Annotated in this window: 13 protein-coding genes; 6 read left to right on the top strand and 7 right to left on the bottom strand. The window is 68.1% G+C overall.

The window, feature by feature from the left end:
• The first annotated feature begins 226 nt into the window (after positions 1-226).
• Positions 227-1213: a DUF58 domain-containing protein gene (locus tag ACFJI2_RS30280; RefSeq protein ID WP_377703133.1), complete on the top strand. Its 987-nt coding sequence runs from the start codon at positions 227-229 to the stop codon at positions 1211-1213.
• A gap of 27 nt (positions 1214-1240) precedes the next feature.
• Here the strand turns inward: ACFJI2_RS30280 and ACFJI2_RS30275 are convergent, their stop codons facing one another.
• A complete protein-coding gene (locus ACFJI2_RS30275; RefSeq protein WP_377703132.1) occupies positions 1241-1813 on the bottom strand; it encodes a DUF805 domain-containing protein in 573 nt (190 codons plus the stop codon).
• Between the two features lie 44 nt (positions 1814-1857).
• Here ACFJI2_RS30275 and ACFJI2_RS30270 point away from each other — a divergent pair, with 44 nt between their 5' ends.
• Entirely contained in the window at positions 1858-2805 is a 948-nt protein-coding gene (locus ACFJI2_RS30270) for an alpha/beta fold hydrolase (RefSeq protein WP_377703131.1), read from the top strand.
• A 42-nt stretch (positions 2806-2847) separates the two neighbouring features.
• On the opposite strand, the gene ACFJI2_RS30265 is transcribed toward ACFJI2_RS30270, so the two are convergent.
• Positions 2848-4275 carry a M16 family metallopeptidase gene (locus ACFJI2_RS30265; RefSeq protein WP_377703130.1) on the bottom strand — a complete coding sequence of 476 codons (1428 nt, stop codon included), beginning with the start codon at positions 4273-4275 and terminating at the stop codon, positions 2848-2850.
• A gap of 10 nt (positions 4276-4285) precedes the next feature.
• Positions 4286-5680, bottom strand: a complete 1395-nt coding sequence (locus ACFJI2_RS30260; protein WP_107875828.1) for a pitrilysin family protein — start codon at positions 5678-5680, stop codon at positions 4286-4288.
• A gap of 165 nt (positions 5681-5845) precedes the next feature.
• Here ACFJI2_RS30260 and ACFJI2_RS30255 point away from each other — a divergent pair, with 165 nt between their 5' ends.
• The 3 genes from ACFJI2_RS30255 to ACFJI2_RS30245 all read left to right on the top strand — a co-directional run bounded on the left by ACFJI2_RS30255 (position 5846) and on the right by ACFJI2_RS30245 (position 9072).
• Entirely contained in the window at positions 5846-6310 is a 465-nt protein-coding gene (locus ACFJI2_RS30255) for a cache domain-containing protein (RefSeq protein WP_377703129.1), read from the top strand.
• Between the two features lie 119 nt (positions 6311-6429).
• On the top strand, positions 6430-8721 hold the full coding sequence (locus ACFJI2_RS30250) for a putative bifunctional diguanylate cyclase/phosphodiesterase (RefSeq protein ID WP_377703128.1): 2292 nt from the start codon (positions 6430-6432) through the stop codon (positions 8719-8721).
• Positions 8722-8733: 12 nt separating this feature from the next.
• Entirely contained in the window at positions 8734-9072 is a 339-nt protein-coding gene (locus tag ACFJI2_RS30245) for an HNH endonuclease (RefSeq protein WP_377703127.1), read from the top strand.
• Between the two features lie 113 nt (positions 9073-9185).
• On the opposite strand, the gene ACFJI2_RS30240 is transcribed toward ACFJI2_RS30245, so the two are convergent.
• Positions 9186-9515, bottom strand: a complete 330-nt coding sequence (locus ACFJI2_RS30240) for a YciI family protein (RefSeq protein WP_377703126.1) — start codon at positions 9513-9515, stop codon at positions 9186-9188.
• Positions 9516-9636: 121 nt separating this feature from the next.
• Positions 9637-10539: a LysR family transcriptional regulator gene (locus ACFJI2_RS30235; protein ID WP_377703124.1), complete on the bottom strand. Its 903-nt coding sequence runs from the start codon at positions 10537-10539 to the stop codon at positions 9637-9639.
• Between the two features lie 100 nt (positions 10540-10639).
• On the opposite strand from ACFJI2_RS30235, the gene ACFJI2_RS30230 reads away from it, so the two are divergent.
• Positions 10640-11086 (top strand): glutathione S-transferase family protein, encoded by a 447-nt coding sequence (locus ACFJI2_RS30230; protein WP_377703122.1) that lies wholly within the window; start codon positions 10640-10642, stop codon positions 11084-11086.
• Here ACFJI2_RS30230 and ACFJI2_RS30225 read toward each other — a convergent pair.
• Both ACFJI2_RS30225 and ACFJI2_RS30220 read right to left on the bottom strand, forming a co-directional pair.
• Positions 11074-12054 (bottom strand): zinc-dependent alcohol dehydrogenase family protein, encoded by a 981-nt coding sequence (locus ACFJI2_RS30225; protein WP_377703120.1) that lies wholly within the window; start codon positions 12052-12054, stop codon positions 11074-11076. The genes ACFJI2_RS30230 and ACFJI2_RS30225 overlap by 13 nt on opposite strands.
• A gap of 119 nt (positions 12055-12173) precedes the next feature.
• Positions 12174-13079 (bottom strand): LysR substrate-binding domain-containing protein, encoded by a 906-nt coding sequence (locus ACFJI2_RS30220; RefSeq protein ID WP_377703119.1) that lies wholly within the window; start codon positions 13077-13079, stop codon positions 12174-12176.
• Positions 13080-13088 lie beyond the last annotated feature (9 nt).

The following is a 13088-nucleotide window of genomic DNA, read 5'->3' as shown; positions in this document are numbered from 1 at the left end:
GCCGCGCTGGCCGACGCCTGGCAGGCGCTGCGCGCGCCGCCGCTGCGGCTGGAGCGCCAGCTGCCCGGCGTGCTGCCGGTGGAGCTGTGGCAGGGCGTGACGCTGACCATGCACAACCTGGGCACCCGCCCGCTGCGCCTGGAGCTGTTCGACGACTACCCCGCCGCCTGGGCCATGGAAGGCATGCCGCACGCCTGCAGCGTGGACGGCGGCGCCGTCTGTCTCTGTGGCCTACCGCGTCAAGCCCGACCGGCGCGGCAACGCGGGCTTCGGCCAGCCGCACGTGCGCATCGCCACGCCGTGGGGCTTGTGGCAGCGCACGCGCCGCATCGGGCCGCAGCAGGAGGTGAAGGTATTCCCCGACTATTCTCGCCTGCTGGGCCAGACCCTGCAGGCCACCGACCGCCGCGCGCCGGCCACCGGCGCCATCCGCAAGCGGCGGCGCGGCGAAGGTACCGACTTCCGCCAGCTGCGCGAATACCGCCAGGGCGACAGCCTGCGCTCGATCGACTGGAAGGCCACGGCGCGCCAGCGCAAGCCCATTGCCCGCGAATACCAGGAGGAGCGCGACCAGCAGGTGGTGTTCCTGCTCGACTGCGGCCGCCGCATGCTGGCGCGCGAACAGGACGGCAGCGAACAGGGCAGCCATTTCGACCACGCGCTGCAGGCGGTGCTGACGCTAGGCTTCGTGGCGCAGAAACAGGGCGACGCGGTGGGCTTGATGTGCTTCGGCGGCGCGGGGACGGGCGCGGACGGGCGCTGGCTGGCGCCGGCCAAGGGCCGCGCCGGTTTCGACCGCCTGCTGGCGGGCGTGTATGATGTGCAGCCGGGTGAAACCGCGCCCGATTACACGCAGGCGGCGGGGGCGCTGATGAAGAAGCTGTCCAAACGCGCCTTCGTGGTGCTGATCACCAACCTGCGCGACGAGGACGACCTGGCCATGCGCAACGCCTGCGAGCTGCTCGGCACGCGCCACATGGTGCTGTGCGCCAGCCTGCGCGAGCAGGCGCTGGACCGCGCGGCGGCCGCGCCGGTGGCCGGCTTCCAGGACGCGCTGCGCCAGCCGGCCGCGATGCTGTACCTGCAGCAGCGGCGCGAAGCGATACGGCGCCTGGGCCTGCGCGCCAACGCGCTGGTGGACGTGGCGCCCGGCCAGCTGAGCGCCGCGCTGATCGGCCGCTACCTGGACATCAAGGAAAGCGGGCAGCTGTAAGGGGCCAGCTGTAAGCGGTCCGCGTCATCACAGGCCCTGGCTGCTCACGCCGCCCTGCGCCTTGATCTTGTACGACTGGTAGGCGGGAATGGTGACGGCGGCCATGATGCCGACGATAGACACGATGAACAGGATGGGGAACACCAGGCCGACCACCTTGATCATGGTGGTGTTGGGCGACGGCGCAGCGCCGAAATCGTTGGCGCCCTCGTCGCCGCGCGCGAAGATCAGGTACAGCGAGACGATGAAGTTCACCAGCGGCACCCACAGCAGCAGCGAGAACCAGCCGGAGCGGTTCACGTCGTTGAAGCGGCGCTTGGCCAGCACGAAGCTGAACACCAGCAGCGGCAGGTAGAACAGCGCGCTCAGGCCCACCAGCGCGTCCTGGTTCTGCGACAGGATGCCCGCCGCGCCCAGCAAGCCCATCAGGATGGTGACCGGCACCATGTTGAGGATGGATACAATGAACAGGTAGGCCATGTAGCGCAGGCGGCCGATGCGGCCGCGCCAGGCCCACAGCTTCGGCTCGTAAGTGTCCTTGCCGGACTCCAGGCCGGACAGGGCGGCGCCGGGCGCCAGATAGGGATTGGGGGTAGTCACGCTTGATGCTCCTGTAATGATTCAAAAAGAAGGGAAACTCTGTAATGGACCCGCAACAACTCGTCTACTTCATCAGCGCCCTGCTATCGCTGGGCGCCGCCTTGCTGATGGCGCTGGTCCTGTTCGACCGCCTGGCGCCGATGGCGGCCGCGCGCGCTGGCATCGCGCTGGAGCGGCTGCGCTCCGGCCTGCGCCTGCGCCAGGCCAGCGTGCCGGGCTTCAGCATGCCTTACCTGGAAGGCGGCAAAGGCGACACCCTGGTGCTGGTGCACGGCTTTGCCGGCGACAAGGACAACTTCACCCGCGTCGCGCGCTTCCTCACGCCGCACTACCGCGTGATCTGTCCCGACCTGCCCGGCTTCGGCGAGGCCGGGCGCGACCCGCAGGCCGGCTACGGCATGGCCGAACAGGCCGAACGCCTGCGCGCGCTGCTGGACCAGATCGCGCCCGGCAAGGTGCACCTGGGCGGCAATTCCATGGGCGGCTTCATCGCCGCGCAGTTCGCCGCCGCATATCCCGAGCGCGTGGCCAGCCTGTGGCTGCTGGACGCGGCCGGCACGCAGGCCTCGCACAGCTCGGCGCTGCTGCAGCAGTACGAGGCCAGCGGCGCCATGCCGCTGCTGGTGCGCGAGGAGCAGGAGTACGCCGCCCTGCTCGACGCCTGCACCCACGAGCGCCCTTTCCTGCCGCATTCCGTGCAGACCGCGCTGGGCCGGCGCGCGGCGGCCGACTTTGCGCTGCACACGGCCATCATGCGCCAGCTGGCCGACTCGCCGCTGCTGCAGCCGCAGCCGCAGTACGCGGCCATCCCCGCGCTGGTGGTGTGGGGCGAGCAGGACAGGATACTGCATCCGTCCGGCGCGGCCGCCTTCGCCGCCCTGTTCCCGCGCAGCCGCACGGTGATGATGCCGGGCGTGGGGCACCTGCCGATGGTGGAACAGCCCGGGCAGGCGGCGCGGGATTATCTGGCGTTCCGGCGCAGCCTACCGTGAGCGGCGGGTTGCGGCGCTGCGCGCCCAACCCGCCCTGCGTGCTTACTTGTCGGTGACGGTGAAGTCGCCGAATTCCTTGAGCTGGTCGGCGATGGCCTTCTGGTCGCCTACCACCACGACGGACTGGGTCTCGGGCGCGAAGTATTTCTTGCCCATCTCGCGCACTTGCTCGGCAGTGACCTTCTGGATCTTGGGCACGAAGCTGCCGAGGAATTCAGGCGGCAGGCCGACCAGCCAGTTCGACGCCAGGGTGGCGGCCACCGCACCCTGCAGCTGGTTGGTGATCAGGTAGGAGCCGGCCACGTAGCGCTTGTTCATGCTCATTTCCTCGTCGCTGGCCAGCTCGGTGCCCAGCTTGCGGTATTCCTTGAAGTATTCGCCCAGCGCGGCACCGGTCACTTCGTTGCGCACGTCCGCGCCGCCGACGATGGCGCCGCCGTTGCGGCTCATGCGCGCGCCGGCCGAGGCGCCGTAGGTGTAGCCCTTTTCTTCGCGCAGGTTGAGGTTGACGCGGCTGCTGAAGCCGCCGCCCAGGATGGTGCTGGCCAGGCGCAGCGGCACGTGCTCCTCCACGCTGGCGGCGGCGCCGGGACGGCCCAGGCGCAAGGTCGCCTGCACGCTGCCGGGGCGCTCGAGCAGCAGGCGCTGCGGCGGCATGGCGGCCGGCGCGGGCGGCGTTTCAGGCAAGGCCGGGCCGCTGGCCTTCCAGCTGCCGAAGGCCGACTCGGCCAGCTTCATGGCCTCCGTTTCCTTGATGCGGCCGGTGATCACCAGCAGGCTGCGCTCGGGACGGAAGCGCTTGGCATGCTCGGCGCGCAGCAGTGCGGCGTCGGTGCTGGCGATCGATTCGGCGGTGGCGGTGGTGCGGCTGTATGGGTGCTCGCCGTAGACCGCGCGCGAGATGGCGCGCTCGGCGCGGAAGCCGGGGCGCGCTTCGGCCGCCTTCAGCGCCTGAAGCGCGTTGGTCTTGGCCAGCTGCACTTCGGCGTCCGGGAAGGATGGTTCGCGCGCCACTTCGGCCAGCAGCGCGGCCATGGGCGCGGCGCTGCTGGCCAGCGCGTTGCCGAACACGGTGATGCCGTCGTTGGCGGCGGAGGCGCCCACGCTGCCGCCCATGCCCTGCGCCGCTTCGGCCACGGCGCGCGAGCTGCGCTTGGCGGTGCCTTCGTTGAGCAGGTTGGCCAGCAGGCTGGCGAAGGCGGGGTGCTGCGCGTCGTCGGCGGCGTAGCCGGCGCCGCGTACGGCCAGCACGTAGTCCACGCGCGGCAGGCCGGAACGCGGCACGACCCAGACTTCCAGGCCGTTGGAGAGCGTCTTCTTGGCGATCCTGGGCACGGGCAGCGGCTTGTCGGCGCCGTACGGCGGCACCTGGGAGGCGGCTGGCGAAGTGGCCGGCGCGGCGGAGGTCTGGGCATGCAGCAGCGGAGCGCACAGCGTGGAGATGGCCACGGCCAGTATCAGTTTCTTCATGATGTGGTCCTTATTTCGTGGCGGAGGCGGGAGCGGCGGCGGGAGCGGCCGGGGCCTCCTTCGGCGCCGGCTTGCGGTCGATCACGGTGCGGTTGGCCTTGGTCAGATAGGTGGCCGCCACGCGCTGGATGTCTTCCGATTTCACGCCCTCGATCCAACCGGGAATCTTGTTGACGACCTTGGCGTCGCCCCACAGCGTTTGCAGCTTGGCCAGCGTGTCGGCGCGGTTGATATAGCTTTCCAGCTTGTTGTACCAGTCGGCCAGCATGGCGGTCTTCACGCGCTGCAGGGTGGCCGCGTCCACGCCGTCCCTGGCCACCTTGGCGATCTCCTCGTCCATGGCGGCCAGCACGGCGTCGGCGCTGCTGGTGGGCTTGTACATGCTGAACACGGTAAACAGCGTCGGGCCGTCGTATTCCCACGGGCCGGTCAGGCCGTACAGCGGCGACAGGTTGAGCGCCAGCTCGCGGCCCTTGACCAGGCCCTGGTACAGCAGCGAGGCGTCGCCGCCGGCCAGCAGTTCGCCCAGCACCGCCATCGGCGCCTGGTCCTTGCTGCCGCGCGCCGGCATCTTCCAAGCCGCCGCCAGCGCCGGTACCTGCGCCAGCGCGTCGCTCTGCTCGACGCGCTTCTCGGCCGTGTTCAGGCCCTCGCTGAAATCGCCCGGGGCCGGCGTGGCGCGCTTCGGTATCGCGCCGAAGTATTTTTTGGCCAGCGCGTAGCCCTGCTGCGGCGTGACGTCGCCGGCGATGGCCAGCACCGCGTTGTTCGGGCCGTAGTAGTCGCGGTGGAAGGCGCGCACGTCGTCCAGGCTGGCGCCTTCCAGGTCCTGGAAGCTGCCGTACCCGTCGTGGTTGTTTTCCCATTTCTGGAACGCGTGCTGGCCGATGTCGATCCACATGAAGCCGCCGTACGGCTGGTTCTTCACGTTGACGCGGATTTCCTCCTTCACCACGTCCTGCTGGTTCTTCAGCGTTTTCTCGTTGAAGTCCAGCGTCTTCATGCGGTCCGCCTCCAGCCACAGGATGGCGTCCAGGGCGGAGGCCGGCGCGGTCTCGATGTAGTTGGTGAAGTCGGCGCGCGTGGAGCCGTTGTTGCGGCCGCCGCCGGTGGTGATGGTCTTGTCGAACACGCCCTTGGGCGCGTTGGGCGTGCCCTGGAACATCAGGTGTTCGAACAGGTGGGCAAAGCCGGTGCGGTTCTTCGGCTCCAGGCGCATGCCGACCCGGTACACCACGCTCACGCCCACGGTGGGCGAGCTGTGGTCTTCGGTGACGATGACGGTCAGGCCGTTGTCGAGCTTCTTGACGTGGACCGGCACGTCCCAGCGGTCGGCGCTGGCCGCGTGCGCGGACAGCGAGAGCGTGGCTGCGGCCAGCAGGGCGGGAATTTGGCGCATGCGCATAAAGTTGACCTTTCTTTTCAGGATGGAGCGATAGTGCCGCGCGGCTTTTTGCCGAACCAGCAATTTTGCCTGTTACGTAGCAAAAGATACTCACCAATTATTGCGAATGCCACTTTTTTTTTCGGCTAAGATGTATTCACATCCACAACGTTCGGAGCTGTGTCCATGAAACGACGGCTGATGCTGCAAACCCTGGGGGCCTCCCTGCTGCTGGCGCAATTGCCGGCCCGCGCCGCCGAACGCGGCACCGCCGACGAGGCCATGGCCATGGCGAAGAAAGCCATCGCCTACATCAAGGCGCACGGCAAGGAAAAGGCCTACGCCGAGATCAACGATCCGCACGGCCAGTTCACCGACCGCGACCTGTACGTGGTGGTGTATGACCTGAACGGCAAAAACCTGGCGCACGGCCAGAATGCGCGCATGATAGGCAAGGACCTGATCGACATCCGCGACGGCGACGGCAAGTACTACATGCGCGAGCGCATCGAGCTGGTGAAAACCAAGGGCAAGGGCTGGCAGGACTACAAATTCCTCGACCCGCTGACCAAGAAGATCGAGCCGAAATCGATGTATGTGGAGAAGGTGGACGACATCATCGTCGGCTGCGGCATCTACAAGCCGCAGTAGGGCCGCAGGGGGGCCCTCCCCCGCCCAAACCGTGACAGCATGCGGGTTTGCAGGTAACATGTCTGGTAAGCAACAACACCAAGAACAATCATGTTACTCGCCACGAAGGAGGGCTGCGATTGGCAGCGCTAAACGACGTCGCGCACTGGCGCGGCCAGATATTCAAGCGCATCCTGCAGTTTGTCCTGGGACTGGGCGTGGTCACGGCCGTGCCCAGCATCCTGCTCAGCATTTCCGAAAACCTGTGGTCGGTGGTGGTGCTGGACGTGGTGGCGCTGGTGTGGATCTTCGCCATCCTGCGTCTGCCCGGCATCTCCTACGGCACGCGCGTGCTCAACTTCCTGGCCGTCACCTTCCTCTTCGGCGTGGGGCTGCTGGTCAAGGTGGGGCCGGTGAGCCAGATCTACCTGATGGCCGTGCCGGTGCTGGCCGCGCTGCTGCTCGGCCTGCGCGCCGGCCTGTGGGCGCTGGGCATCGACACCGTGGCGCTGCTGGTGATCGGCTTCTACACCAACACCATCCCCGACCTGCAGGGACTGGAGCTGGCTTCCTTCCTCAAGTGGAGCGTGATCACCTCCAACTACCTGTTCATCACGGCGGTGCTGACCTTGTCGTGCGGCGTGCTGCTCAAGCGCCTGGAAAAATCCATCGGCGACCTGCGCGCTACCGCCGCCTCGCTGGAACAGGGGCAGCAGGAGCTGACCGCGCTGAACGCCGAGCTGCGCCTGACCGCGGCCGCCGTGGCGCGCCTGAACGACATGGTGAGCATCGCCGAAGTGGCCGGCACCGAGCAGCGCATCATCTTCGTCAACCGCGCCTTCGAGCGGCGCAGCGGCTACAACCGCGACGCCATGCTGGGCGGCAGCCTGCGCCTGCTGCAGGGGCCGGAGACCGCCACCGGCACGCTGGACCGCATCAACCAGGCCATGGCGCGCAGCGAGGCGGTGCGCGCCGAGCTGCTGAACTACACCCGCTACGGCGAGCCGTACTGGGTGGAGCGCGAGCTGGTGCCGATCTCGGACGAAGGCGGCAACAACACGCACTGGGTGGCGGTCGAGCGCGACATCACCGAGCGCAAGAAATCCGAGGACGACATCCACCGCCTGGCCTACTTCGACGTGCTGACCGGCCTGCCGAACCGGCGCCTGCTGATGGACCGCATCGACAAGCTGCTGGCCAGCTCCGAGCGCAACAGCCAGTACAGCGCGGTGATGTTCATCGACCTGGACAACTTCAAGTACATCAATGACGCGCGCGGCCACGCCACCGGCGACGCGCTGCTGAAGAACGCGGCGGCGCGCCTGGCGCAGCTGATGCGCAAGGCCGACACGGTGGCGCGCATCGGCGGCGACGAATTCGTGGTGCTGCTGGCGCACCTGAGCGGCGTGCACGCCACGGCGGCGCACTCGGCGCTGGTGGTGGCGGAGAAAATCCGCGCCACCATCGCGGAGGATTTCGTGATCGACGGCCAGACCTACAGCAGTTCGGCCAGCATCGGCGTGACCTTGCTGCCCAAGGGTGCGGCCGGCGCGGCGGGCGAACAGAACGCGCAGGACCTGCTGCGCGAGGCCGACATCGCCATGTACCGCGCCAAGGCGGACGGGCGCAACGGCATCGCGTTCTTCGAGGCGGCCATGCAGGCCGAGGTCGAGCAGCGCCTGAACCTGGAGCGCGACCTGGCGCAGGCGATCGAGAACCGCGAGCTGGCCATGCACTACCAGGCGCAGGTGGACTGCAACGGCGCCATCATCGGCGCCGAGCTGCTGATGCGCTGGCAGCGCGCGGACGGCAGCTGGGTGTCGCCGGCGCAGTTCATTCCGCTGGCCGAGGAATCGGGCCAGATCCTGACGCTGGGCGCCTGGGCCATGCGCCAGGCCTGCGACGCGGTGCTGCGGCTGACGGCGGCCGGGCACCGCGTGCCGCTATCGGTCAACGTCAGCCCGAGCCAGTTCCGCCAGCCGCAGTTCGTGGAACAGGTGCGCGCGCTGCTGGCCGAGACGGGCGCGCCGGCCGAACTCCTGATCTTCGAAGTGACCGAGGGGCTGCTGGTGGAAAAGCTGGAAGACACGGTGCTGCGCATGCGCCAGCTGGCCGCGCTGGGCATTCGCTTCTCGATCGACGATTTCGGCACCGGCTATTCCAGCCTGGCCTACCTGAAGAAGATGCCGCTGTACGAACTGAAGATCGACCGCAGCTTCATCCAGGACACGCCGACCGACGCCTCGGTGACGGCCATCGTGCAAACCATCCTGGCGATGGCGCACCACCTGGGCTTGAAGGTGGTGGCCGAAGGCGTGGAAACGCAGGCGCAGGCGGACTTCCTGATCAACAGCGACTGCCACGGCATGCAAGGCTACCTGTACGCCCGCCCCGCCCCGCTGGACGCGCTGTTGGCGCGGCTGGACGGCTAAGGAGACACGGAGATGGAATTACTGATCGTCGCGCTGATGGTGCTGGCAGGCGCCCTGGTGTACTCGTTGCGCGCCGCCGGCACCAAGCCGGTCAAGGGCAGCGATTTTTACGTGGTCTCGCGCGACGGGCGCGTGCTGCGCAACCGGGGGCCGCGAGTGAAGTGCCTGCGCGCGCTGGCCTTGCCGGAAGGGCTGCGCGTCACGCTGAGCAACGGCAGCCGCACCGGCCAGTTCTTCGTGCACGACCTGGTGGCCGAGGCGCACCTGCCCAACCCGAAAGGCCGCAGCAGCGTGCGCCACAAGGACGGCAACAAGCGCAACAACGCGGTGGCCAATCTGGAGTGGTGCTGAACCAGGCGATAGCCCCGCACGGACAAGCGGCTTAGCCCATCATTGCCGCATCCAACCCAGCCAATACCCACGGAAACAAAAGAACCCGCAACTAAGGCGGGTTCGGAACCAGGTCAGGTGTGGAACGGCACCCAGAACATCTTCACCTCCACGTTCAGCATGCCCGACTTCACGGTCGGGTCGTCGCTGCCGATGCGGATGGCTTCGTCCAGGTCGGCCGCCTTGAAGATGGTCATGCCGCCGTTCGCCAGCACGCCGTGCAGGCCGCCGGCCTTTTCCATGAAGGGGCCGCTGAGCACTGTGCGGCCCTCTTCCTGCAGCTTCAGCATATAGCCCACATGGTCCATGAACTCGGGCTGCTCGTTGTATTTCACGCCCTGTACCCAGTTCGGACCTGGCGACTGGAAGGCGACAAAGTAGTGCGGGCCGTTTTCGTCTATCATTTTTAACTCCGTATGCTTGGTTGTTCCGAGAACGCCTCGGGTAGGTACAAGATAGCGCCGCGCGGCACGCCGCGGTAGACGAGGCAGGGGCATACCAGCCATGCCTGGCCGGCATGCCCTGCTAGCGCAGGCCGAACGGCGTTTTCGCCAGCTGCTCCTCGACGAAGGCGATGAAGGCGCGCGCCTTCGGGCCGGCGTGCCGTCCGCCCGGCAGCACGGCCCACAGGTCCAGGCGGGGCATGTCCCAGTCCTCCAGCACCGCGCACACCTGGCCGCTTGCCAGCTCCTCCGCGAAGATCCACTCGGCCGCCACCGCCACGCCCAGGCCGGACAGCACCGCCGCGCGCACGCCCTCCAGCGCGCTGACGCGCAGGCGCGGCTTCAGCATCACCCTGCGCGAGCTGCCGTCCTTGTGGAAGGAGAATGCGTCGCCGCCCTCGGCGCGCGAAAACACGATGGAGGGATGGTCCGCCAACTCCTCCGGCAGCCCGGGCGTGCCGCGCCGCCGCAGGTAGTCCGGCGCGGCCACCACCACCCTGCGGCACTGGCCGATGCGGCGCGCGGTCAGCCCTGAGCTGGGCAGCTTGCCCATCCTGAAGGCCACTTCCACGCCCTCCTCGATCAGGCCCACGTTGCCGTCGTCCAGCAGCAGCTCGATTTCCAGGCCGGGTTGGCGGTCCAGGAAACCCGGCAGCTGCGGAATAATGTACTGGCGCATAAACGTCACCGTCCCGCCCACGCGCAGCTTCCCGGTCATGGCTTCGGGCTCGCCGTGCATGGCCTTCAGGGCCGCGTCGGCCTCGTTCAGCGTCCTCACGGCGTGCCGATAGAAGGTCTCGCCCGCGCCCGTGGGCGCCAGGCCGCGCGTCGAGCGCAGGAACAGCTTGGCCGCCAGCCGCTCCTCCAGCTGAGCAATCGACTTGGACAGCGTGGGCTGCCCCAGCCCCAGGCTCCTGGCGGCCATGCTGAAAGAGCCGGTCTCGTAGACGCGCACAAAGGTGCGCATGGCGCCGATCAGATCCATCGCCATTCCGATCCGGCATAAATGTTATTGCCGCCTGCTCCGTACCCACACAAAAACCTATCCACGATACTGGTCTCCCGCAAATCAAATGGAATACACAATGAAACTCTATGGTGACCCTGGCTCCGGCAGCACCCGCCGCGTTCTCGCCGCGCTGTACCACATCGGCGCCGAGTTCGACTTCGAGCAGATAGACCTGTTCAAGGGCGACAACCGCACGCCGGAATTCCTGGCGCTGAACCCGAACGGCACGATTCCCGTGCTGGTGGACGGCGGCACTGTGCTGTTCGAGGCATCCGCCATCAACTTCCACCTCGCCGAAAAATTCCGCTCCGACTTGCTGCCCGCCGTGGTGCACGCGGGCTTTATGGAGACCGATATCAACGCCCATATGCGCGACGCCATCAAGCCGTTGCTGCGGAACCTCTGCATCAAGCGCTTCGGCCGCCTGGACGAAGTGATCGCGCCCATCCTGTTCCTGGCCGGCCCGGCGGCGTCCTACATCACCGGCACCATCATCGACGCCGACGGCGGCTACAACGTCTGATCCTGGATGTCGAGCAGCACCTTGCCGCCGCGCTGGGCGTGCGCGATGGCGGCGGCGATGCGCGCCATCGGGTAGGTCGCGGCAACGGGCTGCTCCAGCTTGCCGGCGCGGATGAACTCCGCTGTTTCGCGCAGCAGGGTGTCCATCTGCGCGTCGTACTGCGGGCGCGCCTGGTAGAAAGCGTGCAGGCGCACGGCCTTGCGCAGCAGGGGCCGCAGGTCGGCCGGTATCGCCGGGTCGCCTCCCGAGAACGCATACGACACCAGCGCGCCGCCCTGCGACAAGCCGTCCAGCAGGCGCAGCGTGGATGCGCCGCTCACGCCATCCAGCGCCAGCCGCACCTGTCCGCTCTCGGTCAGCGCGCGCACCGTGGCCAGGCTGTCGTCCGTATCCAGCAGCACGATGTCGCCGCCAGCCGCCTGCACTTCGGCGATCGCCGATCCGCGGCGCACCAGGTTGATGGTCTTGATGCCGCGCGCCCGCGCGAACGCAATCACCGAGCGGCCCACGCCGGAGCTGGCGGCGTTCTGTATCACCCAGTCGCCCGGTTTCAGTTCGCCGTGCTCGCTCAGCAACAGCGCCGCCGTGGGCGGATTGATGCGCATCATGGCGGCCTGCTGCGGGCTGATACCATCCGGCAGCGCAAACAGGCCGGCGGCGGCTACCACCATGCGTTCGCGCCAGGTGTCGCTGTACAGCGGCGCCACCACGCGGTCGCCGGGCTTCAGGTGGACCACGCCCGCGCCCACGGCCAGCACCTTGGCCGAGCCTTCGTTGCCGACAGGGCTGGGCAGCTCGGGGCGGCGCGGGAAGGCGCCGCTGATCAGCAGCAGGTCATTGAAGTTCACAGGGGCGAACTCCATCCCCAGCAGGACTTCGCCCGCGCCCGGAGCGGCCGGTTCCGGCAGGTCGGCGAGGTGCAGATTGGTGTGGGGATTGCCGAAGGCAGTCAGCTGTATGGCGCGCATGGTGGTTCTCCGTATGGTTGCTTGGACGATTTGTCCATACGGAAGATAGGCGGCGCAGGCGGTACAGGGAAGACGGGCGGCCGGCATAGCTGCTATGCCCGCAAGGCATGCGCACCGGACTAGCGCACTTTCAGCAGCGGGGAGGCGGCAAACAGCTCCGCCAGATAGTCGACCAGCACGCGGGTCTTGCCGGCCAGGCGGCGGCTGCCGGGCCAGACGGCGTGGATGGGGAAGGGTTCGGGCGCGCAGTCCGCCAGCAGCGGCGCCAGGCGCCCGGCGGCCACGTCGCGCGCGTACAGCCAGGCCGCGTTGTGGCCTATGCCCAGGCCGGCCAGCACGGCGGCGCGTACATATTCGGCGTCGTTGCTGCGCAGCGGCCCTTGCGGGAAAAACTTCACGTCGCCGGTGGCGTCCGTGAACTCCCAAGGGCGTGGCGCGTCGCGCGCCATGAAGGCGATGCAGTGGTGCTGCCGCAGGTCCGCCACCGTGGCGGGCGTGCCGGAGCGCGCCAGGTAGGACGGCGCGGCAACGGTGAGGTAGCTCATGCTGCCGATGCGGCGCGCCATCATGGCGGAGTCGCTGAGCGGCCCCACGCGGATCGCCAGGTCCATGCCCTCTTCGACCAGGTTGACGTAGCGCTGGGAGACATGGAAGTCGATGCTGACGCCGGGGTAGCGCTCGAAGAAGGCCGGCAGGTGCGGCACGATCTCCATGCGGCCGAAGGCCGGCGACAGGGCCACCCGGACCACGCCGCTGGGCGCGGCGTCGCCCTGGCCGACGCTGCTCTCCAGGGCATCGACGCGCTCGACGATGTCGATGGCCGATTCGTAGAAAATCTGGCCGGCGTCGGTCAGGCTCAGCCCGCGCGAGGTGCGGCGCAGCAGCTGCGCGCCCAGCTTCGCCTCCAGGCCCGCCACCACCTTGCTCACCGTGGGCTGCGTGACTCCGGTGGCGCGCGCCACTTTGGAAAAATTCCCGGATTCGGCGACCCGGATGAACAGCCTCATGACATCGATACGGTCCATACGGGTGCG

It is taken from the genome of Pseudoduganella sp. UC29_71 (assembly GCF_042693265.1).
In the GTDB taxonomy this organism is placed as follows: domain Bacteria; phylum Pseudomonadota; class Gammaproteobacteria; order Burkholderiales; family Burkholderiaceae_D; genus Rugamonas.
Note: the sequence above shows the minus strand (reverse complement) of the source record. Positions and strands in the feature narration are given on the sequence as shown.

Coding starts and splice junctions, on each gene's coding strand:
- ACFJI2_RS30270 (WP_377703131.1), top strand. CDS start 1,858: ATGGACCCGCAACAACTCGTCTACTTCATCAGCGCCCTGCTATCGCTG.
- ACFJI2_RS30265 (WP_377703130.1), bottom strand. CDS start 4,275: ATGAAGAAACTGATACTGGCCGTGGCCATCTCCACGCTGTGCGCTCCG.
- ACFJI2_RS30260 (WP_107875828.1), bottom strand. CDS start 5,680: ATGCGCATGCGCCAAATTCCCGCCCTGCTGGCCGCAGCCACGCTCTCG.
- ACFJI2_RS30255 (WP_377703129.1), top strand. CDS start 5,846: ATGAAACGACGGCTGATGCTGCAAACCCTGGGGGCCTCCCTGCTGCTG.
- ACFJI2_RS30245 (WP_377703127.1), top strand. CDS start 8,734: ATGGAATTACTGATCGTCGCGCTGATGGTGCTGGCAGGCGCCCTGGTG.
- ACFJI2_RS30240 (WP_377703126.1), bottom strand. CDS start 9,515: ATGATAGACGAAAACGGCCCGCACTACTTTGTCGCCTTCCAGTCGCCA.
- ACFJI2_RS30235 (WP_377703124.1), bottom strand. CDS start 10,539: ATGGATCTGATCGGCGCCATGCGCACCTTTGTGCGCGTCTACGAGACC.
- ACFJI2_RS30230 (WP_377703122.1), top strand. CDS start 10,640: ATGAAACTCTATGGTGACCCTGGCTCCGGCAGCACCCGCCGCGTTCTC.
- ACFJI2_RS30225 (WP_377703120.1), bottom strand. CDS start 12,054: ATGCGCGCCATACAGCTGACTGCCTTCGGCAATCCCCACACCAATCTG.
- ACFJI2_RS30220 (WP_377703119.1), bottom strand. CDS start 13,079: ATGGACCGTATCGATGTCATGAGGCTGTTCATCCGGGTCGCCGAATCC.